The organism is Hahella sp. NBU794, from assembly GCF_050749805.1.
GTDB lineage: Bacteria > Pseudomonadota > Gammaproteobacteria > Pseudomonadales > Oleiphilaceae > Hahella.
Genome location: NZ_CP192738.1, coordinates 3,609,148 through 3,635,919, shown reverse-complemented (window position 1 = coordinate 3,635,919; position 26,772 = coordinate 3,609,148). Strand labels below are relative to the sequence as shown.

Below are 26,772 nucleotides of genomic sequence, written 5' to 3'. Positions count from 1 at the left end.
ATGAGGGATATGGAGTTTGCCGGAATTTCTCAAACGGCTATCGATTCGCTGGTATTTTCTCCCGCATGGAAAATTCTGCCTTTACCGGCGGTGTCCACGGCGGAGCAAGAGACGGAGCAAGAAAAGGAGCCCCGGATCATTATTGTTCCACTGTCGCAAGCGGCGTTGCGCCAGGAAATCGCTGACCGTTTGCCCCAGGCTGACGTGCGTCTGCTAACCCCTCAGTCCATCGATGATCTGGCGCGGGCCGTCGCGGGCTCCGCTGCTTTGCGTCTATGTTTCGTAACCCGTACTCCCTGGCGCGCCGCCGTGCCGGATGAAGACGTCAGCGCCTTTTTCCATCTGCTGAAAGCGCTGGGCGACAAGCCTGCAGTCAAGCTGGACGTATTCACGGACAAAGCCGTCGCCAGTCCATTGTTTGAGAGCGTCACCCATCCTGTGGACGGCGTCTACGTAGGGCTGGCGCAGACGCTGGCCAAGGAGCGTCCGGAATGGACCGTGCGCAGTTTCTCGCTGCAAAAGCTGACGGCGGACGCACTGCAGGACCTGTTGTGCGCATCGCTTCCGACGCACCCCGGAACGCCGGTCTGTATCGCAGACGGACGCTACGGCGTCGCCGAGATGCAGCCGACGACATTGAGTCCATGGCCGGCGCAATCCGCTTTTCGTCAGCAGGGAACCTATGTGATTCTCGGCGGCGCCGGCGGGTTGGGCGGCAAGCTGGCGGAATATCTGGCCGCCCGCTATCAGGCGAAACTGGTTATCCTCGGACGTCGGTCTGAGGCGAACGACCTGCTGATGCGGCTGCGCGATCTGGGCGCCGCCGAGGCGCATTATCACTCTGTCGATCTCAGCGACCGCACTGCATTGCAGGCCGTGTTGGACCAGTACGCCGTGATTCATGGCGTGGTGCATTCCGCTCTGGTGCTGGAGGACGCCTCCCTGGCGGCGATGTCTGAGCAGACCCTGTTCAATGTGCTGCGGCCGAAGGTTCACGGCGCCTACAATCTCGCTCGGGCGCTGAAGGGACGGACGCTGGATTTCTGCCTGTTTTTCTCTTCCATTCAGTCCTATATCGCCAATCCGGGTCAGGGCAACTACACCGCCGCCTGCGTGGCCAAAGACGCCTTTGCGGATTTATTGCACAACGGACTGATGATCAACAGCAAGGTCATCAACTGGGGCTTTTGGGGCTCGGTGGGCGTCGTGGCCTCGGAGCACTATCGCGAGCGCATGAAAAAGCTGCAAATCGGCTCTATCGAAGTGGAAGAGGGCCTCGCCGTTATTGAACGTTTTCTGGTGACGGAGGGCAGGCAAATTACGGTGGTGAAGGCGTCAGATCTGGCGTTGAAACGCCTGCATATTACGCCTCATGTAATAAATCAAAATACAACGCCCGCAAGCGGCTCCGACGCCAACTTGATCCCGGCGTATCGCACGCAGGACCCGTTAGTCGCCCGCAACGAGGCGATGTCAGCCGCCTTGCAGGATTATGCGCGCTGGCGCTTGAGCCAAACGTCCATGCCGGAAACCATTGCGCCGAAGTTCGGCAAGCTGGCGGCGGCGCTCCGTAGCATCAGGGCGGGACATTCCCCGCAACGCGAGGAAGTAATACGCCGTTATCCAGAGCTGCAAGGGCATATCCGCCTGCTGGATCAATGTATTGAGAATCTGCCCGCTATTTTGCGCGGGGAGACCAACCCGCTGAGCGTGATTTTCCCCGATGGCGGCTTTGAGCTGGTTGAACCGGTATACCGGGACAATCCCATTGCGGATTACTTTAACCAGGTCGTGGCGAGGATCGTCGCCAACTTGCAAAAGGCCCGCGCGGGACGCCCTCTGCGCATTATCGAAATCGGCGCCGGCACCGGCAGCACCACCCAGTTTGTGCTGCCGGAACTGGCCCCGGACCATGTTAGCTACACCTTTACTGATCTGTCTTTCGCGTTTTTGAACAAAGCCAGACGCCGGTTCGCTGACTATCCCTTTGTGGAATACAAAATCTGCAATATCGAGAAGCCGCCTGCGTTCGAAGAACTCTTTGATGTGGTCATCGCCACCAACGTCATCCACGCCACCTCGGACCTGCCGGAAACCTTGCGCCAGGTGCGTCGCCTGCTGCGTGACGACGGCGTATTCGTGCTCAACGAAATCACTTCCTGCCAGGATTACGCGACGTTGACCTTCGGCCTGACGGACGGCTGGTGGCTGAGTCAGGACGCGTATCGCATTCCCAACAGTCCTTTGCTGTCCGGCGATAGCTGGCGGCGTTTGATTGTGCAGGCGGGGTTCCAGGGCGTGGACGCCCATGGCGGCGAAGATCAGCAGGTTATCGTCGGCTTCGCCGGAGCCGACGCGCAGCAAGGCGCTGTGTCCGAAAACACTGCGCCCCAGGCGGAAGCTGTCCCCATCGAGTCGTCTCATGACAGTGAGGCGGCGCAAACTACGTCTCAGGTTGGGGTCGCCAGTCAGGCGTCTATTGAAGCGTTTTTGCAGCAGGTTATCGCCGAGGTGCTGCAATTTGATCCCAGTGAAATCGAGCGCGATATGCCTTTCAGTGAAATGGGCGTCGACTCGTTGATCTCTATGGAGCTGTTGAAGCCGATCAAAGAGAAAACGGGATATTTGCCCGCCACCATCCTGTTCGAGTATCCCACTATCCGACAGCTGGCGGAGCATATATTGACCTCCGGGCTGGCCTGGCGTGAAGGGGAGTCGAGCGCAGCGCCGACTGCGGCCCCAGTGGTGGAGGATACGCTGCCGAGCCGGGACAGTTTGGCGGAAATCATGAACCAGGTTCGCACGGTCATTGCGGACACCATGATGATGGAGCCGGAGGATGTGGAGGCGGATACGCCGTTTCAGGAATACGGCGTCGATTCCATTATTTCGCTGGAGCTGATTCGTCCATTGAAGGAAATATTCGGCTATCTGCCCGCCACGGTGCTGTTTGAATATCCCAGCCTGCGCCAGCTGGCGGAATATCTGGCGACCACGGTGGCGACTTCGTCCTCAGACGAGGCCACACCCGATAGCACGCCAAACCTGTCTTCTGAGACAGGCCAGCATGCAGGCAACCGTAGTGTCGATGAACCTGAACGGGATGCGCAGCCACCCTCTGACGCGCCAGAAAAATCGCTATGGCGTCCCGGCGATATCGCCATTATCGGCATGTCGGCGCGATTGCCGAAGGCGCGGGATGTGGGGCGTTTTTGGGAGAATCTGCGCCAGGGGCGCGACTGCACCGATGTGATTCCGGCGGAACGCTGGAAGCAGGAAGGATTCCTCACGGACGCTCCTCTTAATGGCCGCGGCAGCTACACCAATCGCGGCGCATTTATTGACGACGTAGACGCCTTCGATCATGTGTTTTTCAATCTGACGCCCAACGAAGCCGCCAGAATGGACCCGCAAGAGCGGATTATGCTGGAGCAGACTTACCGCTCAATGCTGGACGCGGGTTATACCCGCAAACAATGGGCGGGCAGCGACACGGCGGTGTTCGTGGGGGTGATGAACGGCGATTACGCCTGGCACACCCCGGTAGAAACGTCCACAGCGCCAGCGACCTCTTTGTTCTGGTCGATGGCGAATCGCGCGTCCTACTTTTTTGACTGGCGCGGCCCCAGCATGGCGGTGGATACGGCGTGCTCCGCCTCGCTCACCGCATTGCATCTGGCCTGTCAGGCGCTGAAAAACGGCGACTGCGAACAGGCGGTAGTGGGCGGCGTGAATCTCATTACTCATCCACGTCATTACGAGCAACTGTGCGGCCTGCACATGCTGTCCCGCAGCGAACAGTGCAAGCCATTCGGCGCCAATGCGGACGGTTTTGTGGATGGCGAAGGCGTGATCTGCCTGGTGATGAAACGGGCGGAGGACGCCATTCGCGATAATGATCGCGTGTACGCCTTCATCAAGGGCTCCGCCATCAACGCCGGCGGTCGCTCCAACGGCTATACCGCGCCTAATCCTGAGGCTCAGGCGGCGCTGATCGGCAAAGCGCTGCGAGCCGCCAGCGTAAGCCCACAAGAGGTGGGCTATGTGGAGGCGCATGGCACTGGTACGGAGCTGGGCGACCCCATTGAACTGCGCGCGTTAAGCAAAAGCTACGGGGCGGCCGCGCCCCAGAGTATTCGTCTGGGCTCGGTGAAGTCGAACGTGGGCCACCTGGAATCGGCGGCGGGACTTTGCGGCGTGCTAAAGGCCGTTCTGCAAATGCACCACGGCGAGTGGGTTCCCTCACTGCACGCTGAGCAGCTCAATCCCCATCTGGATTTCACTCAGACTCCGTTCCTGCTGAACAGAGAGCGGAGAGAATGGGACGCGGCGGCCCCCAGAGTTTCCGCCATCAGTTCTTTCGGCGCCGGCGGCGGCAACGCCCATGTGGTGATACAGGGCGTGGCGCAGGCGCTAGCTTCCCCGGGGATGATCACCGACACCGCACAAGGCGCAACCAGGCGAGAGATTTATGTCATTCCGGTGTCCCATCACAGCAGCGCGGGACTGCAACAGACCCTGGACGGCCTGCGCGATTGGTTGCAGAAGGGGCCGGTGGATATGGATGCGCTGGCGTACACGCTGGCCTGCGCGCGGGATCACGAGCGCTTCCGCCGGGCGCTGGTGTGTAGCGATCAGGCTGATCTGATTCAACAACTGGGACGGGATCTGCAAATGACAGACGTCGCGTCACGGAAAGGGACATCGGGACAAGCGCCACAGGCGTCCCCACAACGTCTGACCACCGATAATGCTGAAAACGTCGCCGCCATGTATGAAGCCGGAAACGATTTGCCCTGGCGCGACTTCTATCCGCAGCGCCGGCTGGCGGCGGTCCCGGAGTATGTGTTCATTCGCCATCGTCACTGGATTGACTCGGTTGAATCCAACTTCAAGGGCTTCCACTCGTTGACGCAGGCGCACCGCATCAACGGCCGCGCCATGGCGCCCGCCGCCTGGACCTTGTCGACCCTGTGTGAACGCGCCGATGACGGCGGCTTCGCCAACATTATGTGGAAAGACATGATCACTGACCCCCACAACGTGGAGGTGATCGAGGAGGGCGGTCGCACGCTTTTCGTCGGACGCGGCGGCTTCACCGAGTATTGCAGCGCGGAGCGGACCCGCGACGAGAACGCTCCACAACATATCTCGACCGTATTGGCGCGCCTGGGCAGGGAAAGCCCATTGCAGGCGATAGACATAGATAACGCTCCCCGCCGCTCTCAGGCGGAAATCTATGGGGAATTCCAGCAACGCGGTTATGACTATGGCGCGCCCCTGCAGGGCATTCGCTGGGCGCAGATCAGACCGGGTCTGGTCAGGGCGTTTCTACAGGTCGACCACGACTGGGGGCAATTGGTGTCTCCGGCGCTGCTGGACGCTGGCCTGCAACTGGCGATTCTGGCGCCGGCGGGCGCGGCAGAGAGCAGCGGCGATGGCGAAACGGCGGTCTTTATGCCTTATCACCTGGGGCGTCTGGTGGTGAACCGGCTGCCGGACAACGAAGCGGTGTACGGCTATTGCCTGGAGAAAACCACTGCCCAGCCCAGCAAAGCCAGACGCTTTGATTTCTACTTCACCGACAGGCGGGGAGAGGTGCTGATCATGCTGGAAGACATGGTGTCCGTCGTGGTGCGTCCGCACGCGGAAGACGAGGTCGATACGCGCCCCCGACAGGTGCGGCCGGAGCCTCGATTTGAAGTGTTTGACCTTAGCTGAGGCCGCTCCAAACGGCAGTGAAACCGCCTGATAAATCACAATGATGGAAGTGTTGAAATCATGGAAATACTGATGTTTCCCGGCCAGGGATCGCAGCATCCGGGCATGGGAAAAGATTTGTTCGAGCGCTACCTGACGCAGCGCCAGGAGGCGGAAGCGGTCCTGGGTTATTCCCTCGTCGACCTGTGTCTGCATGATCGGGAAGGGCGTTTGAATCAGACCGCCTATACGCAGCCGGCGCTGTACTTTGTGTGCTGCCTGACCTACCTGGACTACCTGAGTCAGTCCGGCCGCCGCTTTCATGACTCATTTGACGGGCGCCTGCTCGGGCATAGCCTGGGGCTGTTTCCGGCGCTGTTCGCAGCAGGAGTGTTCGATCTGATGACCGGGCTTCGCATCGTCGCCAAACGCGGAGAGCTGATGCAGGCCATCCGTGGCGGCGGCATGTTGGCGGTGTTGGGCGTCAGCGCCGACAGGTTAAGAGAAAAGCTGATTCAGCTCGATTGTTTTGATGTCGATGTGGCGAATGATAACGCGCCGGGCCAGGTGGTGTTGAGCGGCCAGGAAGAGCGCATACGGCGGCTATCTCCGCTGCTGGAAAAGGAGGGGCTTCGCTGTGTGCCGTTGCCGGTCAGTGGGGCGTTTCATTCTCGTTATATGGAGCCCTGCCGGGTGCAGTTCACCGACTTTTTGCTGGGCCTTGAGTTGAAAGCGCCGCAGAAAACCATGATTTCCAGCACCAGCGGCGGCGCCATAGGCGGCGAGCATCTCATCGAGGAAATGGCGTTTCAGCTGGTAAAACCCGTGCGCTGGTCGCTGACCATTCAGAGCCTGTTGCGGCGCTACCCGCAGGCGCGTTTTGTCGAACTGGGGCCGGGACGGGTGCTTACCAATCTGCAGGGAAAAATTCAGCATGCGGTTGCGACGCACGCACAGGCTTAACCCATAGAGGTAATCAAAATGAAAGGAAGCAACATCGCCGTGATCGGCGGGGGCGGCGCCGGCGCAATGGCCGCGTGGCTGCTCAGTAAAGACAATCAGGTCACCTTGTTCGAAGCCGCCGACTATCTGGGCGGCCACGCCTACAGTCATCCTGTCGAAACCGAGACGGGAACGCAGTATATCGACATGGGCGTGGAGTATTTCAACGAGCGCCTGTCTCCTAACTTGTGCGCATTGTTGACGCATTTCGGCGTCGACAGTTATGTGGCGCCGCTGACCATGCATGTGGATTTTCCCGGGGAAGGGCGATTCTGGAACAATCTCAACGGCAAAGGTGAGTTGGGCGAAGAGCTGCTGCAGGAATTTGACCGCTTTCATCTGGACATGGCCGCCGTGCTGAGTTCCGGGGACGAGCGCTACAAGAAAATGAGCATCGGCCAGTATCTGGACGCAAACGGTTATTCGGAGGCGTTCAAACATCAGGCGCTGGCGCCGTTGATGACGGTCTATTCCGGCTGTAACGCGCCGTCCCTGGACTACACGCTGATGTACGTCGCCATTTCCTTCAACATGAATCTGTTGTCGTTCTTTTCGCCGGGCTACTGGCGCAAGGCCAAGGGGGGGATAAACGGCTACCTGAAACGCATCGAGCAGGAACTGGGCGATCGGGTGAAATTGAGTACGCCGGTACAGCGCGTCACTCCGTCCGCTTCGGGCGTCACCGTGGAGTTCAACGGGAAAAGCCAGCGCTTCGACCAGGTGATATTCGCCACCCACGCGGATGTGACGCTCTCCATGCTGGGCGCCACGGAAACCGTCTATCAGGAGATTTTAGGCGGCTTCGAACATGTTCCCGTGAAGAGCTACCTGCATCATGACGAACGTTGGATCAGCGCTCAGGGAGAGGGGCTCTATTGCCAGTTCAAAATGCCGGACAGTTTCGACATCTCGGCGCCGGAGGCGCAATTCGGCACGCTGACCCGGGTCAACAACGTGCTGCCGCCATACCGGGGCGTGGACAAGCCGCTGTTGGTCACGTTCGATCCAAAGGCGGAGATCAGGCCAGAGCGCATTGCCTGCGAAAGGTCGTGGAAGCTGCCCAAGCTCAGGCCCGTGGACTTCTATCGCAAGACCCGCATCAAAGAGATTCAGGGCGTCAATAATCTTTGGTTCTGCGGCACAGACACCAGCCTGACCGGGCACGAAGGCGCCATTGTCTCGGCGATGGTGATCGCGGATCGGCTGGGCGCCGCCTATCCCTATCGGGACAACACGCTGGCCTACGTACAGTTCAAAGTCATCAAGGAAATCATGGGCGTCAACAAGCCGGGGGAAAAATTCGCCTCCTGGGTCGGCGACGCGATCTTCAAGGTGGCCAAGGCGCTATCCCTGCACAAAGAACAATCTCACAAATTCATCAAGGACTTAATGGTTTAAAGGAGTCGGATAATGTTGTTACAAAAAGAAAAAGCGTCTGTGGTTATTTTCAATATGCAGTTGGAACTGATTCCGCTGCTGCAAAACGGCACCCAGTTATTGAACGACTGCCGCTGGCTGGCTGACATGTGTTGCGATCTGCAGGTTCCTACCCAGATCATCGAGCACAAGAAGCTCGGCAAGCTGTCGCAGTCTCTGACCGAAGTGGCCAAAGAAGCGGAATATTTGGAGAAAACCCACTTCGATTTCATGCAGGAACAGGCCGTCGCCCATTCTGTGGAAGCCGCCAGACGCGACCATTACGTGCTGGCGGGGGCGGAAACCCACGTCTGCATCCTGCAATCCGCGCTGCGTTTGAAAGCCCAGGGCAAAGAAGTCTTTCTGCTGGCGGACACCTGCTCAGCGCGCTCGCAAACCGACCATCAGGCGGCGCTGCGACGTCTTGAGCAAAACGGCGTGCAACTGATCACCCGGGAAATGTTCTTCTTCGAGCTGATCCGGCATTCCGAATACCCCAATTATCTGGATCTGGCGATGAAATATCTGGATGGGCGCTACATTCGTTAATCGCGCCTGGCTGTGGGCGAAAACATAGCGTCGCTGGCGGCGCTATGGGGATGGTTTGGCTGTAGAAGGCTTCGGCGCAGCAACACGGAAGACTCAACGCATATTTACAGTGGTGTTTGAATGGAAATATTAAAACGGCAATTGACGGAGGTCGCCGCGCCTCCCTACGGCGAAATTCAGGCGGAGCGAGTGCTGGTGGCGACGGACAGCGCCGAGGCGGCGGAGGCTGCACGCCATATGGGCGCGGCGGTTCTGCGCCTGGATCAGGTTGCGGATGAGGCGGCGATGCGGGCGGAGCTGGCTGGCATCGACGGCGGTCGGGACGTCGTTGCAGTCATTGTCGGTCGCAATCAGCCCCTGGCGTCGCTGACTCAGGCGAGCTGGATGTCCTGCAGTCGTCGCAGCCTTGAGCTGCTGCGCTGGGTATTCGCGCAAAACCGTCCAATGCATCTGCTGTCATTTCATGCTCAGGAAGATGCGCTCACCGCGTTATTCGACGGGCTGGCGCGCTCCGCCTGTCTGGAAATGCCCCGTTGTGTTTTCACTTCCGCACGGATTCCCTCGGGACCCATTGGCGCTTCTTTATCTGGTCGTATTGCCGCTGCGCTAGCCTGGCCGGGACGCCGCCTGTGTTTTGACGAGACCGGCCTGTCTTTAGAATCCTGGATCGCCGCCGGACAGGGTGACGCCGGAGGCGTCCCGTTCAATCATGGCGACAATATCGTGCTGATCGGCGGCGCCGGCGGCGTGGGTCAGGAACTGATCCGCGTACTGCAATCCTCCCGTCGTCTGAATGTCTTCGTATTGGGCCGTAAAGCGCCTGACGCCGAATTAACGCAGACCTTGAAGGCGTATGGCGTGAGAAGCTACCTGCGCGTCGACGCCACGGACTATGGCGTGCTGAAAGCGGCTTTCACCCATATCGAGCAGGGATTCGGCGCTATCAAGGCGGTGTTTAACCTGGCCGGAACCCTGGACGACTGTCTGTTTCACAACCTGAATGCGGAGCGCCTGCACAGGACGCTGCTCGCCAAAGTCGGCGTGGTGTTGAATCTGGCGGCGTTGCAGCAGGACTACCGGCCGCAGTACGTGGTCAACTTCAGTTCCCTGACCGCGACCATCGGCAATGTGGGGCAATGCGCCTATGGGGCGGCCAATGAGTTCGTCGAACTGGCGTCGGAGCAGCTACCCAACTGGTACAGTTTCGCCTGGGGCCTGTGGCGCTCCCAGGGCATGCAAATGACGGACGAATCAGCGCTGCGCCCCATGGAGCCGCAGCCGGCCTGTGAACGCATGCTGTCCGCCCTGGCCGCGGGAGAACGCCATTTGGTTATCTATGAAGGCGCGGCGGAAGGAATGGGGGCGTTGCGCGCGGACATTGTGGTGCCGGCGAGCGAGACGCAATCTCAGGCGTCCGCAGACTCTCCTGTATCGACAATGGATCAGGGCGCATTGGAAGAAAAAACGCGCCGTTGGCTGAAAGCAATCGTCCGTCGCCATAGCGGGCTGAAAACGCTGAAGGATGATGACAACCTGCTGGACAAAGGCCTCGACAGCGTCGCCAGCATTCAGATCAGCACGGACATTGCGGCGCAGTTGTCGCCTCAATGCGAGTTCAAACTCAGCCGCGCTATCTTGTTTGAGTGCTCCACCATCAGGCAACTGGCGGAGCATTTGATGGAGCGGGCGCAGCCGCTGCTATGCGCCTGTCTGGCGGACACGGACGGCGCTGCGGCGTCCCGGCAAGCGGAAACAGCACCTGCCGAACAAGCGCAAATCGCCGCCACAGACAAAACGTCTGACGCCAAAGAAGCTAACTCTGAGCATGTCAAACCTCATGGCGGCGGCGCTACACCAACGTTGACCAACCAACCCAAACTCTCGACGGACGCTTATCGGGACGACGACATCGCCATCATCGGCATGGCGGGGGAGTTCCCCAATGGCGCGACGCCGGAAGCGTTCTGGCGGTCTCTGGCGGACGGCGAAGACGCGGTGCGCGTCATCCCGCAAGATCGCTGGGATTGGCGGCGGGATTACTCCGCCTCCGCGGCGCAGGCGGACGCCGCCTATGGCCGTCATGGCGGTTTTATGTCGGGCGTCGCGGAGTTCGATCCGGCTTTTTTCAACATTGCGCCGGTGGACGCTGAGCTGCTTGATCCGCAGGAAAGACGTTTTCTGCAAGTCAGCTACCATGCCCTGGAAGACGCGGGGTACTTTGTTTCCCCCAGCCAGGAGGTGGGCGTGTTCGCCGCCGCCATGTTCGGCCATTATCAGGACATGAACGCCCCCGGCAGGGTCGTGAGCAGTTCCTTCGCCGCCATCGCCAATCGCGTGTCTTATGCATTCGATCTGCAAGGCCCCAGCCTGACCGTGGACACCATGTGCTCGGGATCTCTGACCGCGTTGCATATGGCGTGCAACAGCCTGCGTCTGGGCGAGTGCCGCATGGCCCTGGCCGGGGGCGTGAATATCATGGCGCACCCGGGCAAATACCGGCTGCTGTCGCAAGGCAAGTTCCTCAGCGCCAGCGGACATTGTCACGCTTTCGGCGTGGAGGCGGACGGTTATGTTCCCGGCGAAGGCGCGGCGGCAGTGGTGTTGAAGACTGTCGCTGACGCCATACGCGATCAGGACGTGATTTACGCCATCGTACGCGCCACGGCGATTAATTCCGGCGGCAAAACCAGCAGCTTTACGGTTCCGTCAGCGCGGGCGCAACAACGGGTGATTCAGGACGCTTTGCGTAAGTCCGGCGTGAATCCCGCCCAGGTTAACTACATCGAGGCCCACGGCACCGGCACCAGCCTGGGCGACCCTATTGAACTGCAGGCGTTGCAAAACGCATACGGCGCTGATCTGGAGGGTGCGGGCGCGCCTTGTTACCTCGGCTCGGTGAAAAGCAATATCGGGCATCTGGAGTCCGCCGCCGCGATGGCGGGACTCTTCAAGGTGGTCCAGCAGTTCGCCCATGAACAGCTTGCTCCCACGCTGCATTGCGCCATTGAGAATCCCTATCTGAATATCGAACAAACCCGCTTTCAACTGGTGCGGGAAAAGCAGCCCTGGCCTTTGGCGGGAGCGGCCACCCGCTTCGCCGGGCTCAGCTCGTTTGGAGCAGGGGGCGCTAACGGACACGTTATTCTGCAGCAATATCTTGCGAGTGAGTCCGCCGGAACCATACCGGCGCAATCGGAGTCTCTTATCGCCTTGTCGGCGCCCAATCGCAGCGGCCTGCGACGGGTGAAACAGCAACTGGCGGCGTATTTGCGCGATCAACCGCAAGTCAGCTTATACAGTCTGAGCTACACCCTGTGTTGCGCCCGACAACACCACGCCGAGCGGGAGTGTTATGTCGTGGCGTCAGTCCCCGCATTGATTGGCAGACTGGAAGGCGTAGATACGCCCGAAACGAACAGGCCGACGAGCGGGGCATTTGCATCGTTAATGCGCGCCTACCTGCAAGGGGACAGCGTGGACTTCGCCGGCAGCTTTCCAGTGAAATCCCTGCTGCGAGGGGCTCCTAAGTATCCGTTCGCCCGTGATGTTTACTGGGCGCCGACGCTGCAGGCGGAAGTCGTTTCGGCGGCGATTAATCCTGTTCAACCCGTCGCGCCAACTTTAGCGCCGACGCCGGACTCGACGCCCGCGGTATTGTTGACGCCGGTATGGCGACACAGGGACCCTCCAGCATTGTCGAAGCCAATCCCGCTGGTGGCGGTGATGGCGCCGTCAGAGCAGGCGTTGCCGCCGATGATCGACGGCGCACAGGTTCTGCGCGTCAGTCCAGGAACGGCGTTGAGTTTCCAACACGACGTCCTGACCCTGCGGCCTGATCACCTGGAGGATTTCACCCAGGCGCTGGATTACATCGCCCATGAACTGAATCAGCAAGAGATTTATTGGATTAACGGTAACGTCTCCTGGAGCGACGCGTCGGCGCTGAACCTGGCGAAGGCGATGCAGGCCTGTTCGCGCCCCTGCGTGATATTGAACGTCAACGATAGCCGACAGACCCCGGAGAACATCGCCATGGGCGGGGTTTTCAGAGTGCTGGCGCTGGAAAATACCCCGGTTCGTTACAGACAGGCGCAGATCGCCAAACCCGCTGGTTCCTGGGAATTGGAGGACTGGCGCTGGCTGTTGGCGGAACAGGCCGAAACCGGGGACGAATTCAAGGAAGTGGAACGCCGGGAAGGTGAACAAAGTGAGCGTAGCCTGACCTGCATTGATCCGGCTCAAGGAACGCGTTTGCGTCAGGATGGCGTGTATCTGATCAGCGGCGGCATGGGCATGATCGGCAGAGAAATCGCCCAACGTCTGCACGCGGACTACAACGCCAAAGTGATTCTGGTCGGACGATCCGCCCTGTCGCCAGAGCGGGAAGCCTGGTTGCAGCAATGGCCGCAAGGCGAAATCAGTTACCTGCGGGCGGATATCGCCGACCCGGTTCAGGCGGAGCGGCTGATTGCCGAGGTCCTGCAAAAGTACGGTCGCTTAAATGGCGTTATACAGTCCGCGGGCGTATTAAAAGACGCCCAGGTGCAGAACAAGTCGCTGGCGGACTTTTCCGCGGTCATGGCGGCGAAGGTGGAAGGAACCCGGCAACTGGATCGCTGCACAGCCCATCTGGAACTGGATTTCTTCTGCCTGTTTTCTTCCATGTCCAGCATCATGGGCAACGTGGGGCAGTGCGATTATGTCGCCGCCAATCGTTTCCTTGACGAGTTTGCGGCGGAGCGCAATCGTTCGGTCAAGCAAGGGGCGCGCAAGGGCCATACGCTGTCCATCAACTGGCCTCTGTGGATCGATGATCAGGATAGCGAAAACCTGATGGATCAGTATCGCTCTCTGGCGGATTATCTGCGGCGTCATTACGGGTTTGTTCCGTTGACGCTGGCTCAGGGCGCAGGGCTTTTCATCACCTGGATCAACGGCGTCGCCGATCAGTATGACCAGGTCATGGGGCTGGTGGGTGATCAGGAGAAGATTCGCGAGCGTTTTACCTCGTCTGCAGTCCAGGATTCCATGCAACAGGACTCCGGACGTCAGGCGAAAAACGCCAGTCAAAATGTCTCACAGACCGCTTCCGAAGCGCAGATCCGGGCGGGACTGACTCGTCTGGTGCAAGTCTTAACCAAACTTTCGGAGGAGGATATCAGCGCGGACAAGAGCTGGGGCGACCTGGGTCTGAATTCCGTCATGATGCAGACCCTGGCGCAGGATATTGGCAAGACCTTTGGCGCTCAGGTTCCGCCTAACGCCTTGTTCAGCTACAACAACATCCAGCGACTGGCGGAATATCTGCAGCAACAGGGCGCCACGCTGGCGGACGCCAACGAATCGGACGGCGCTGCTGCGCAGACTGAAACGGCATTGTCCGGCGAGTCTTCCCAAACAGGCGTTGTTGCGCCGACAAAGCAGATGTCCTCAGAAGCGCATTCCGAGGAGACATTATCAGAGCAACGCTTCGCCATCATTGGCATGAGCGGCGTCCTGCCGGGGGCGGCGGATCTGGACGCATTCTGGGAGCTGTTGACGGAAAACCGCAGCGCTATCCGCCCTGTGGCGCGTTGGGGAGAAAAATCCTATTACGCAGGAACCATTGACGATATCGAGCGTTTTGACGCCCGCTTCTTCGGTTTGTCCGCCCGCGAAGCAATGTTGATGGACCCGCAACACCGTCTGTTTTTGCAGACCAGCTATAACGCCCTGACCGACGCCGGGTACGCGCCGGCATTACTGAGTAATGTAGGCGTGTTCGCCGGGGTGCAGTTCAACGATTACCAGACCCTGCTGCAGACTTGGGGGCAAAGCTCGCACCCATACGCCGCCACCGGCAACGCCCACGCCATGCTGGCTAACCGGGTGTCGTATCTGCTCAACTTTAATGGACCCAGCCAGACCATCGACACCGCCTGCTCCAGCGCGCTGGTGGCGGTGAATCGCGGAGTGATGTCATTGCAGCGCAACGAATGCGATGTGGCCTTGGTAGGCGCGGTGAGTCTGCTGATCGACCCCGCCATCAGCGACGCGGCGCAAAGCATGGGCGTGCTTTCCCCTGACTACCGCTGTGCGACCTTTGACGACAGCGCCAACGGCTATGTACGGGCGGAAGGCGTAGGGTGTGTGGTGATCAAGCGTCTGGCGGATGCGCAACGGGATGGCGACAGCATTTACGGGGTGATTGAAGCCTCTGCGGAAAACCACGGCGGGCGCGCAAACTCGTTGACTGCGCCAAATCCACAGGCGCAGTCAGCGCTGTTGCAGAAGGCTTACACGCCGGAACTGGCGCAGCGGGTCAGTTACATCGAGACCCATGGCACCGGCACACAACTGGGCGATCCCATTGAAATTGACGCCCTGCATCAGGCGTTCCGGGCGCTGGCCCCGAACCGGCGCGAGGAGAGCATTGCGTTGGGGGCGGTGAAATCCAATATCGGTCACCTGGAGCCTGCGGCGGGCATTGCGTCGCTGCTGAAGGTGCTGTTGTGTCTTCAACATCAGCGACTGCCGGCGAATATCCATTTCCATCGCCTGAACCCCATGATTCGCCTCAGCGAAGGCCCCTTCCGCCTGTTGACCGAGAATTGCGCCTGGGAGACGGCGGTCCCGAGGGTGGCTGGGATCAGTTCGTTCGGATTTGGCGGCTCCAATGCGCATGTCATTGTGTCAGAGGGTCAGCCTGCGCCGGTCGTCAAACGGTCGGAGAAGCCTTGCTGGCTGGTGACCCTCAGCGCCAAAACGCCGTACTCCCTGGCGGGCATGGCGGCGCAATTACTGGAACGTCTGCAAACCTCCGATCACGGGTTGGCGGACATTGCTTTTACTCTGAACACCGGGCGTGAAGTGTTTCCTTACCGCCTGAGTTGGATCGCGCACTCCACTGCGGATCTGGCGGAGCAGATTCGCGGAACTGACGCCGCCCATCAGCAAAAGTGCGCAGGCAAAACTTCGCACTGGACGCCGGACCTGTCGCAAAGCGACTGGACGACCGTGATACGGGAGGCTCAGGCGCAATATCAACAGGGCGCTCTGATTGATTGGACGCCCTTGTTTGCGGACGGCGATTATCGTCGTTTGCATTTGCCCGGATATGTCTTCGATACGAAGCCTTATTGGTTTGAACAGGCGGCGGACAGCGCCGCGATGAAAGAGGTGAATCATGGAAGTTAAAGAGCGCCTTGTCGCGCTGTTTGCAGAGGCTCTATTGGCGGACCCAGGCGATATTGAGACGGCGACGGAAGTCGCCTCCCTCGGCGTGGACTCCATTCTGGCGGCGCAACTGAGCAAGCTGATCAACCGCCATTTCGATACTGCGATGACGCCGACGGATATCTACGAGTGCATCAGCATCGACGGGCTCGCTGTGCGCGTCAGCAAGGCGCTGGCGGACAAGCCGCAAACAGGGGCATTGGAGCCATTGAATGAGGCCACGCAGGCGGGCCTATCGAGTGAGGCCACACATGAGGCCCGGGGCGAAGATCCGCAAGACGACATCCAGGATGACGCCATTATCCAGGATGACGCCATTGTCGTCGTGGGCATGGCGGCCCAGTTCGCCGGTTGCGACGGCCTGGATGAATATTGGCGGGCGATCATGCAGGGGACTTCCCAACTCGCGGCGACAGAGCGTTGGCCTTGTCAGGGAGCAGGGGAGTTTGTGGGAGGTTTTCTGCCCGACTACGATCACTTCGACGCGGGCTTTTTCAAAATCTCTCCCAATGAAGCCAAATGCATGGACCCGCAGCAACGCCTGTTGATGCAGTCCGCGCAGCACGCCATTGACGACAGCTACCTGGGATTGGACGAACTACGGGAGCTGCACTGCGGCGTATTCGCAGTCAGTCTTCCCGGCGACTATAAATTCGTGGTGGCGGGACGTCCTGAACAGGCGTTCAGCACCCACAGCTTTCTTGGCAATGCCACCTCGACCCTGTCCGGCAGGATCTCCTATTTCTATGACTTTAACGGGCCGTCGCTGACCCTTGATACCGCCTGCTCCTCTTCGCTGAGCGCCTTGCATGAAGCCTGCCTCAATATTCAGGCGGGCCATTGCGGCGCGGCGATCGTGGCGGCGGCGTCCGTGTTCAGCACGCCGGAGCTGTTTGAGTTTGCGCAACGCTCCAACATGTCGTCGCCGAGTGGGCGCTGTGCGGCGTTCAGCGACGATGCGGACGGTTTCACGCCAGCGGAAGGATGCGCCTCAGTTATCCTGATGCGCTACGGAGAAGCCAAGGCGCGGGGGCTGCGCGTCTACGGCGCGATTGTCGCGACGGGCTTGAATCATGACGGCAAAAGCAACGGTTTAATGGCTCCCAACGCCCTGTCGCAAAGCAAGCTGATCCGCGACCTCTATCGTCGTCACGAGGTGGATGTCGAGCGGCTGGCTTATGTGGAGACCCACGGCACCGGCACCCATTTGGGCGATCCTATTGAGATGCGCGGATTGACCGAGGCTTTCAAACACAGCGGCAAGGACTACGACTGTCTATTAGGCGCGGTGAAGCCGATTATCGGCCACACTCTGGTGTGCTCCGGGCTCGCCGGCGTCATCAAGGTGCTGCTGAGTTTCAGGCACGAGACGATTCCGCCGTTTCCGCCTCTGCGCAAAACCAATGCGCTGATCGATTTCGCCGGCTTTCGCATGAATTTTGACCCCCAGCCATGGCCGCAGGATAAAACCTTGTGCGCAGTCAGCGCCTTTGGTTTTACTGGCTCCAATGGCCACGTATTACTACAAAAAATGCCCTCTGTAAGGCGGGAATCGAATGACCGCTGGACAGGGGAGGCGCTGCCGTTTTGCCTCTCGGCGCAGAGTCGCCACAGCCTGATCGCCAGTATCGCGGGGCTTCGTCAGGTAGTCGGGACAATGGCCGAGGTTGCGCTTTATGACCTCAGCCAATTGCTGTTGCGCCGCCCCCGCTATGGACAGCACTGCGTTGTTATCGCCGCGAATAAGTCAGATTTGCTATCCGCACTGGCGCAACTGACGCAGGAGTTGGACGCAGGAGAAGCGTTGCGAAATGCGCCTTTGGCCGTGCGTGAACTTACCCTGTCGACGGAAAAACTGGCCCTGATGACGCTGTGGCGGTCGGGGGAGCAGGGGGAAGTGCGGCGGCGATTGGACGCGGTCGTCTCACTGAATCCAGACGTCAACGCGCCGGCATATCCGTTTGACGGCAAGCGTTATTGGATTGATGACCGGGAAGACGAGCAAGTTGCCGACGCTTCTGTGTCCACCCAGGCTGATTCGGCGCTTTCCACCGAAGCGATAGTAGAAGAGCTGCGCGCCGCGGTGTCAGACCTGCTGGGGTTTGCGCCGGATGAGCTGCCCAGGGACGTCTTAATTGAAGATCTGGGGCTGGACTCCCTGTCCGCCCTGAAACTGCTGGCCCCCTATCAACAGCGCGGCCCCGGATTGCAGGCTCACGACTTGTTCAAGTATGCAACCCTGGCGGATCTCGCCGCCGCCATTGCTGCGTCAGGAGTTGATAGCGCGGCTGTCGTGGAGGAGAAAGTGATAACGGAAGCGCCGAAAGAAAGCGCGTCTCCGACCGCTTCCGGCCCCATGGCGCAATGGCTGAGCTATGGGGAAGGGCGGCCCGTTATCCTGGCGCCGCCTCTGAACACCAGCGCAGAGGCCTGGACACAGCAGATCAACGCCCTGACTCAGTCCGGGCGACGGGTGTTAATTCCGATCTATCCCGGCCACAAGGACTGTCCTTTCGACGCCGCCGCTTTCTCGCTAGAGAGACTGGCGGAAGACATGGCGTTTTTTATTCAACAGGAGTTAAACAGCGGCGCTGTCGATCTGGTGGGCTGGTCTCTGGGGGGCTGCCTGTCCTGTCTGATCGCCATTCATCACCCGGATCTAGTGCGTTCGCTGACCCTGATCAGCACCGCGCCGAGCTTCGGCGAGGACGTATTCGGCAACACGCTGGACCTGCATGATGAACTGAAGGCGCATCGCGACATGCTGGAGATCGTGTTTGACGGCGCGGAGGATATTGTCGCCAGTCTGGGCGCTGGCGCGCCAATGAGCGTGCTGCGCTATTACTACGACGCGCTGATGCGCTTCGACGTCAATGCGCGCCTTGGCGGGATCGCCATGCCGGTGTTGTTGACGCACGGACAAAACGACTGCGTTATCGATGAAGCCACATTCGATCAGTTACGCCGCATTCCTCAAGCCGCCGAACTGGTCGTGAAGGGACACGGACATTTTATCCCCCTGACTGCGAGCCGGTTTTTTAATACGCAATTACTCCGCTTTCTCAATGGGGAGGTTATCGGTTAAGGCGAAGACGTTTCGGCGCAGTGACCAGGATTAAGAAGCCAATAAAGCGCCAAATCAAATAGCAAATAATGGGAAAAATAAAGGGCGTCCTTGCAGGGCGCTCCAGTACGAGAGGTTTTATGACAAACATAAGGATGTTGAGTTTAATCGGCATTTATCTGGTTATCTTCATTGATAATCTGGGCGCCAGCCTGATTATTCCCATGTTGACGCCCATCGCCCACGATCCCGTGGCCGGGCTGATCAGCGAAGGATCGGAAGGTTTCCGCAACGGCGTATACGGCGTGGCGCTGGGTGCGTTCTCCATCGCCATGTTTTTTGGCGCGCCCTTGCTGGGCGCTTTGTCTGATGGCCTGGGTAGGAAGAAGACGCTGTTGCTGTGTCTCAGCGGTCTGGCGATGAGCTATGTCTTGCTGGCGCTCGCCCTGGCGTTCAAGAGCCTGTGGCTGTTCATGACCGGGCGGCTTATTGGCGGTTTCTTTTCCGGCAGTCTGCCCGTCGCCCAGGCCTCCATTATCGATGTCACTGAGGAGAAACAACGGGCCAGGTACATTGGCTACATCATGTTCTTTGTCTCCCTGGGTTATGTCGTCGGCCCGTTGATCGGTGGTTATCTGAGCGATCCTGCGCTAGTTCCCTGGTTCAATCTGCAGACGCCTTTTATCTTTGTGGCGGCGCTGTCCGTGGTGAACTTGCTGATCCTGCTGCTGGTGTTTCAGGACCAGCAAGCGGACGCCGACAGCCGCGCGATGACGCTGCCCAATCCCATTGCGAACCTGCTAGACGCAGTCAGAATCAAGGATATCCGCACTTACGCCTTGCTCCTGCTGTTGATGCTGGTGGGCTGGAATACCTTCTTCCAGTTTATCGGTCTGTATCTGACTGGCGGGCTCGGTTTCGGCCAGCAGGAGGTGAGCAGTTTCGTCTCCTGGGTCGGCTTTGGTCTGGCGGCGGCTTTCCTGTTTCTGGTGGGCGCCGCCATGAAAATGCTGAAGCCGCTTGGCATGGTTGGACTGGCGTTGGCGCTGATGGCGCTTTGCATCGGCGGAACTCTGCTTAACACCCATCCCTATGTGCTGTATCTGCTGGCGGTATTGGGTGCGGTGGGCTTTGGCCTGTCATACAGCGGCTTGATGGCGCAGTTATCCATGAGCGTCGATGCGAGCAGGCAAGGCTCCATCATGGGAATGGCCGCCGCCATCGCCGCCTTCAGCGCAGGATTCTCCGGCTTCGCCTTTGGCTTTGTAGCCAATATCAGCGTCAGCGCCCCCATCGTCTCCGCGCTGCTCTGCGTCTGCCTGGCGATTCTGGTTTGCTGTAAAGAACAATTGAGTCTGGCGCGGCAGGTGAAATACGCGGATTAGTCAATAAACAACGCTGTCCCGTCAACGGTCAGCGTTTGAATCTCGCTGCCTGATTGTCGGGTTGTTTAAACGAAAAGCAGGCGGCTTATGCATCATGATGTAATCAACCCGACACTTTGATCCATGTCTTTATATCCGCCTGCCAGCTATAACCGAGAAGCTTTAATCTGTTGGACCTTATTCTTTTAAAATTAATATCATCCGAATCAGGAAACATGACGCTCATTCCCTGACGAAAGTTATCAAATTGATCGCCGAACAAAGCCTGATCAAACTCCGTTATTTGCTGGGATGAAAACAGACGAGAAAAAGCCTTGAGCGCTTCCTTTTCCCAGGTTTCGTCGAATTTCTTCTTTTCACTAATGAGTTCTGACACGAAAAGCTCTCCCTTTCTATATTATGTCGCTATGTCGCTATGTCGCTGAATAGCCTAAATCAGGCTTGCAGGGCCTGTCAGCAGGACTGTGGGATCATACGAAACAGGTTGCAAGACGCATAATTAAAACATGAAAACCTATCATTGTTGATGCAGATTAAGTTGCATATTAATTCGGATAATTCTTCATTCATCGTTATCCCGTATGGGTTATAAACATTGCCCTAATGGATTGACTGTGAACTTATGTTAATGTTCGCCTGGGATACGGATAACGGAAACACCGCATTAATTTGATTGCCGCGCCAGCGGTTATTGGCTTGATGCATTTCAGTTATTCGCCTTAAAGGATGAGGTTCTGGTTTCGGCGACAAAGATAGCAATGCCGAACTTTTTACTTAATTTATCTATGTCGAATCTGAAACGTTTAAGGGTGATTTTGGATGTGGGATTTCTATGTCTGTTTGAAGCATAGATTCCTAACGCCTTTAAACGGGGTTCAGGCGAGCCAGAGCTAAGAATCAATGCACTGTGGAAGACTATAAAATGAACTTGGGTGACACGAATAATCATACTGACGAGCCGGCGCGCGGCTCAGTCTTAAAACGCAAGAGGGCGCTTTCCATCCTGACGACCGTCGCGGCGCTGACGTTTTATCAGAGCGCCATGGCGGTGACGGCGGTCGGCGAGGGCGAGATGACGCCCATTGGCGATTCCGGTTTTGAGACGCCGGATGTTCCCTCGGGAGGCTATCAATATCTTCCCAAAGGCGGCGAATGGGCCTTCGCCGATAGCGCGGGCATTACCGAAAACGGCTCTGCGTTTACTTCATGCAATCCCATCACGCCTCAGGGTCAGCAGGCGCTGTTTATCCAGCAGACGGGGCAGGTGCAGAAAACCATTACCATCTCTCGCGCAGGCGCTTATCGCGTCAATCTGCGTGGAGCGCAACGGGGCTGCATCAACTCTTCTCAAGGGCAAACGCTGCGGGTATCGCTCGCCGGCAGCCAGGTTGGCCGAATCCGCCCGCAGGACACTAACTATCGCCTGTATCATTCCACCACGATGTGGCTGGAGCCAGGCAAATACCAATTACTATTGAGCGGCCTGAGCGCAAGCGGCGATAACACCGCCTTTGTCGACGACGTGCAGTTGGAGAAGCTGCCGATGTGGTCGGAGGCGTCGTCCTGGCTGGAGAACTCGGTTCCCGGGCCTGGCGAAGAAGTCTACATTCCCGCCGGCTCCACCATGGTGCTGGATAATCTTAACGCGGCGAATGTGATCATCAACGAGGGGATTCTCACCGCGCCCGTCAACCGCGACTTTACGCTGGATGTGGCGGAAATCCACGTCATGGCGGGCGGCTTATTGGAGCTGGGCCGGGAAGAGGCGCCGTTCAATGGCCAGGGCGTGATTACCTTGCTGGGAGATAATCCGGCGGCGGAATCCAAGCTGATTCACGCCATGAACGGCGGACGCATCGAAATGCATGGCCAGCCCCAGCGGTCCTGGACGCAACTGGGCGCATCCGCTGCGATTGGCGACAACAGCATCACGCTGAAAGAGACCGTGAACTGGCGCGCGGGAGATCGCATTGTCATCGCCTCCAGCGATTTCGACATGAATCACGCGGAAGAATTCACCATCGTCAGCCTGAGCGGCGACAGAAAGACGCTCACGCTCAATGACCGCCTTGCCTATAACCACTTCGGCAAACTGCAGCAATACAGCGACAACGGACAAAGCTGGACGCTGGACGAGCGCGCGGAAGTAGGCCTGTTGTCCCGTAATCTCCGGATTCAGGGGGACGCAGACAGCGGCCGCATCGCCTATGGCGGCAACATCATGGTGATGCGCGGCGCTTTCGGTCGTCTTTCCAATGTCGAGTTGACCCGCATGGGGCAGCGCCGCAAGCTGGGACGTTATCCTTTCCACTGGCATTTGGCCGGCAACGCCGCCGGACAGTACATTCGCAACTCCAGTATCCACCACACCTACAATCGCGCGATTACCGTTCATGGCACGAACAACGCGGCAGTGGAAAACAACGTCTGCTACGACAACTTGGGGCATGCCTTGTTCATGGAGGACGGCAACGAGACCGGCAACCGTATCGTCGGCAATCTGGGCATGGTGACTCGCAAGCCCGCGCCGGAATACGCGCTGTTGCCCAGCGATTTCACCAATGGCAGATTGAGAAACGCCAGCGGTCCGTCCACCTTCTGGATCACCAATCCCAATAACATCGTGCAAAATAATCACGCCGCCGGTTCCGACGGCTCCGGTTTCTGGTTCGCTTTTCATCAGAATCCGAACAGCCCGGTTTTTCAGCAGGGGTTGAACCCCAATGTGCAGAACCTGCCCGCCGGCGCTATTGACAATAACACCGCGCATTCCAGTTTCCACGGCTGGCTGCTGGGCATGGCGCCCACCCCCAATGACGCTTCGCAAACGCCTAACCTGAACAATGACTACATGCCCCAGCAGGAGCCGGTCATCAATGGGCTGACGGTGTACAAAAACTACCTGGGGATGTATTCCCGCGTAGGCGGCAATCGCGGCAAAAGCACCTACAACGACCTGATCGTGGCGGATAACTATGAAGGCGAAGCCAGCACTTGGGTGACGGACTACAACCGCGTGCTCTGGGTGGGCGCTTCGGAAAACTACGAACCTGTGGCGCCGCTGGGTCTATCCGCGTCCAGTGGCGTGATCGGTCTGGCGATCGGGCATATTCTGTATGACGGCCCAGTGCGTATTCGCGATTCCCATTTCACCGGCTTTGAGCGGGATAATTTCACCCTGTTCGACCAATGGGGCGCCAACATCAAATACTCCGGGCACTCCCTGCACAACACCACGGTATCTCCGGGCAGTTATCAGGTGCGCTATCGCAACGACTACATTGGCCCGGTCTGGTTCAACGGGGCGATTTACGATGTGGACGGGACATTCACCGGCCAGCCCATGACCGCCATCACCCAGGACCATCCCATGCTGGTCGACGGTAACAGCCGCCGCATCAAAGAAGGGCTGAGCGGCATGGAAAGTCGCCATCGTTTCGCCTACGTGGAGGTGCGTCCTTCTGATGAAATCTGGCTGCCGCCGGCGCCGCTGGTCAGCCGCAGACGTCAGGACAGCACCTTTTTCCGTAGCGACGGCGCCCGTTATACCGAATCCCGCAAGGAAATCGAAGGCGTCAGTCTGTTGCCCATGGTCGACGGCGCTTATAACTACGCCTACATCTATCACGACCAGATTCCCAGCATCACCCGCTTCGATTATCACAGCATGAGCAGCGGCGAGTATGTGACTTTGGAGCTGCCGGGCGTGACGCCCAACGTGTATGTCTATCTGGGAACGCCGGCGGGGCAATACGGTTTCTCCGGTCCGCTGATTCAGTTGGGTTCGGTCGGCGCCTGGGCGGCGTTGCGCGCGTTTGACGGCAACGCCTGGGCTTATGAAAACGGCAGCTTGTTTGTACGCTTCAAAGCGCCTGCTGGCGCGGATTTCAGAAATCCCGGCGAGCTGGGCTCTATCTTCGTGTGCTTGAATCCCGGGTGCGCGCCGGGCGCCAATCGTCCTTTGGCTCCCAATGTCTATGTGTTGAACAAGCAAGGCGGCGCCAGAACCACGTTCCAGAAGCTGTTGCGCAGCAAGAGTTTCATCTCCACCGCCGCGCAGAACAGCGCGCTGGAAGCCGCCAACGAGGCCTGGCAGTTCGATATGACGGACTGGGATCGCGACGGCTACATGGATATCGCCGGCTTCAAAAAGCGCAACACCGGCACGGGAACGACGGAGGTGCATATCATGGACGGCAAGAGCGGGCTGCAGCGTTTTATCTTCCAGTCCGGCACGGCGCTGGGCTACATGAACGTCAACGATCACATGGCGATACGGGACTACAACGGCGACGGCCAGCCGGATATCTGGGCCATCCTGCATAACACGACGGGCAGCGGCCGCACGGAGGTGCATGTGCTGGACGGTAGAAACCCGCAGAACTTCCTGTTGCATGACGCCACAGGGCTGGGGTTGCGACCGAACTCGTCGGATGAGTTCCTGATCAGCGATTATGACCGCGACGGCAGGCCCGACCTCTGGTACATCGCCAAACGAGGCGGCTCCAACAGAACGGAAGTGCACATCCTGAGCGCGCAAAGCGGCTACGATAACTTCATCGTCCACTCCGCCACAGCGCTGCACGCCACCGATGACAACTGGAGCTTCCGCGTGTCTGACTTCAATGGCGACGGCGCGCCGGACCTGATCGGTTTTAAACGCAATGGCGTGAACAGTACGGAAATTCATGTGCTCAACGGCGCAAACAACTTCCAGAACTTCCTGTTCCAAAGCGCCACCGAACTGCCCAAAGGCTCCGCCGACAACGTCTATCTGATTAGCGATCGCTAGCCTTTCTCATGCGCCGGAGTCGAACTGAACTCCGGCGCTCATTCCACGAAAACAGTTGGATGGCGCTTTGCTTCTCCAACCTACAACTAACGCCGCCTCCCAAAGTAGGTTGGAAAAGCGCAGCGCCTTCCAACATCAAACGTTCAAAACTACCGCCGCGTTCGACTTTTCTTCTCCATAAACCCCGCCAAGATCCGCGCTGTATTTTCGTTTCACGAAAACTGTTGGATGGCGCTTCGCTTATCCAACCTACAATTAACGCCGCCTCCCAAAGTAGGTTGGAAAAGCGCAGCGCCTTCCGACATCGAACGTACAAGATTACCGCCGCGTTCAAACTTTCTTCTCAATAAACCCCGCCTCCCAAAGTAGGTTGGAAAAGCGCAGCGCCTTCCAACATCCAAACGTTCAAAACTACCACCGCGTTCAAACTTTCTTCTCAATAAGCCCTGCAAAGAACCGCGCTGTATTTTCGCTCCACGAAAACAGTTGGATGGCGCTTTGCTTATCCAACCTACAATTAACGCCGCCTCCCAAAGGTAGGTTGGAAAAGCGCAGCGCCTTCCAACATCCAAACGTTCAAGGCGACTCCCACGTTTAAAACTACCGCCACCCCCAAAATTGTCTCCCAAGAAGCCCACACACTGCTGCGCTCCAATTTGTTGGCGGTCTGTTTATAAACTAACCTTATTACGGTTACTGGCCGCTGCGCCACGCCACCCTGGGGATTTGTAAACAACGCCGTTTGACCTTCGCCTGATGAACTTTCTCCCCGAGGTTTATCGGCCTACGCCAATGATCTATCTCAAACAGAGAGGTATAAGCATGAAGGCTCTTTCTACCTTGATTCTGACCATGCTCGTTGCGTTCTCCGCGCAGGCGGAGACCGTCACAGCTGCGCAGGACCCTTGGCCGCCGTTTATACAGGAGGGGAGTGATCCCGGAATTTCCATTGCGCTGCTGAAAGCGGCGATGGAGAAAGAGGGCTACACGGTGGATTTCAAAATCCTGCCATGGAAACGGGCGTTGAATGATGTGATCAACGGCAATATCGACATATTGCCCGGCGCCTGGTTCACGGAGGAGCGCGCCAAGGTGCTGAATTACAGCAACTATTACGCGCAAAACAGCATCAAGTTTATCAAGCGCAAAGGCGACCCGTTTGAGTTCAATGGGCTGGATAGTCTCAGCGGGAAGAAAGTCGGCATCGTCAGTGGCTACGGCTATGGCGACGAATTCACCCACGCCACTAATTTCTCCAGACCGGAAGCGGGCACGATTGAGGCCAACGTTAAAAAGCTGTTGAGCGATCGCGTGGACCTGACTCTGGAAGATGAGATCGTCGCCAAGTCTGTCATGAAGGACGCCGGCATCGACCTGGGCTCGGTGGAGTTCACCAGTAACGCCCTGTCTGTGAACGACCTGCATGTCGCCACCGGCAAGGCCAACTCTCAGGGCCAGAAAATCATCGAGGCTTACAATCGGGGGCTCGCCGCCATCAAAGCGGACGGAACCTACGACAAGATCCTGGCGGATTACGGAGTCAAATAATCCGCCTACTGTCATATCGGCCGCCAGACAAGCCGGTCTCGTGCGAACGGGCGGGGCTATCTGGCGGCTGAATTTGCATTGATTTACAAATGTGTCATGCC

The 26,772-nt window shown here is 58.4% G+C and carries 10 protein-coding genes; 9 read left to right on the top strand and 1 reads right to left on the bottom strand.

Translation table 11 applies throughout. From position 1 onward, the window contains the following. The first annotated feature begins 9 nt into the window (after positions 1-9). The 7 genes from ACQYWX_RS16090 to ACQYWX_RS16060 all read left to right on the top strand — a co-directional run bounded on the left by ACQYWX_RS16090 (position 10) and on the right by ACQYWX_RS16060 (position 20,331). Positions 10-5,721, top strand: coding sequence for an SDR family NAD(P)-dependent oxidoreductase (locus tag ACQYWX_RS16090; protein WP_431685520.1), 5,712 nt, complete (start codon positions 10-12; stop codon positions 5,719-5,721). 60 nt (positions 5,722-5,781) lie between these two features. Then, entirely contained in the window at positions 5,782-6,663 is an 882-nt protein-coding gene (locus ACQYWX_RS16085; protein WP_431685519.1) for an ACP S-malonyltransferase, read from the top strand. A gap of 18 nt (positions 6,664-6,681) precedes the next feature. After that, on the top strand, positions 6,682-8,100 hold the full coding sequence (locus tag ACQYWX_RS16080) for an FAD-dependent oxidoreductase (RefSeq protein WP_431685518.1): 1,419 nt from the start codon (positions 6,682-6,684) through the stop codon (positions 8,098-8,100). A gap of 12 nt (positions 8,101-8,112) precedes the next feature. Then, a complete protein-coding gene (locus tag ACQYWX_RS16075; RefSeq protein ID WP_431685517.1) occupies positions 8,113-8,667 on the top strand; it encodes an isochorismatase family protein in 555 nt (184 codons plus the stop codon). A 120-nt stretch (positions 8,668-8,787) separates the two neighbouring features. After that, the gene (locus tag ACQYWX_RS16070) at positions 8,788-15,843 is read left to right on the top strand and encodes an SDR family NAD(P)-dependent oxidoreductase (RefSeq protein ID WP_431685516.1); all 7,056 of its coding nucleotides are present in this window, start codon (positions 8,788-8,790) and stop codon (positions 15,841-15,843) included. After that, entirely contained in the window at positions 15,833-18,967 is a 3,135-nt protein-coding gene (locus ACQYWX_RS16065; RefSeq protein ID WP_431685515.1) for an alpha/beta fold hydrolase, read from the top strand. Before ACQYWX_RS16070 ends, ACQYWX_RS16065 begins: the two co-directional genes overlap by 11 nt. Positions 18,968-19,086: 119 nt before the next feature. Beyond that, the gene (locus tag ACQYWX_RS16060) at positions 19,087-20,331 is read left to right on the top strand and encodes an MFS transporter (protein WP_431685514.1); all 1,245 of its coding nucleotides are present in this window, start codon (positions 19,087-19,089) and stop codon (positions 20,329-20,331) included. Positions 20,332-20,434: 103 nt separating this feature from the next. On the opposite strand, the gene ACQYWX_RS16055 is transcribed toward ACQYWX_RS16060, so the two are convergent. Next, positions 20,435-20,707 (bottom strand): hypothetical protein, encoded by a 273-nt coding sequence (locus ACQYWX_RS16055; protein WP_431685513.1) that lies wholly within the window; start codon positions 20,705-20,707, stop codon positions 20,435-20,437. A gap of 546 nt (positions 20,708-21,253) precedes the next feature. Between ACQYWX_RS16055 and ACQYWX_RS16050 the strand changes: the two genes are divergently transcribed. Both ACQYWX_RS16050 and ACQYWX_RS16045 read left to right on the top strand, forming a co-directional pair. Further along, positions 21,254-25,123, top strand: coding sequence for a G8 domain-containing protein (locus ACQYWX_RS16050; protein ID WP_431685512.1), 3,870 nt, complete (start codon positions 21,254-21,256; stop codon positions 25,121-25,123). A gap of 822 nt (positions 25,124-25,945) precedes the next feature. Then, a complete protein-coding gene (locus ACQYWX_RS16045) occupies positions 25,946-26,671 on the top strand; it encodes a transporter substrate-binding domain-containing protein (protein ID WP_279504875.1) in 726 nt (241 codons plus the stop codon). Positions 26,672-26,772: the final 101 nt, after the last annotated feature.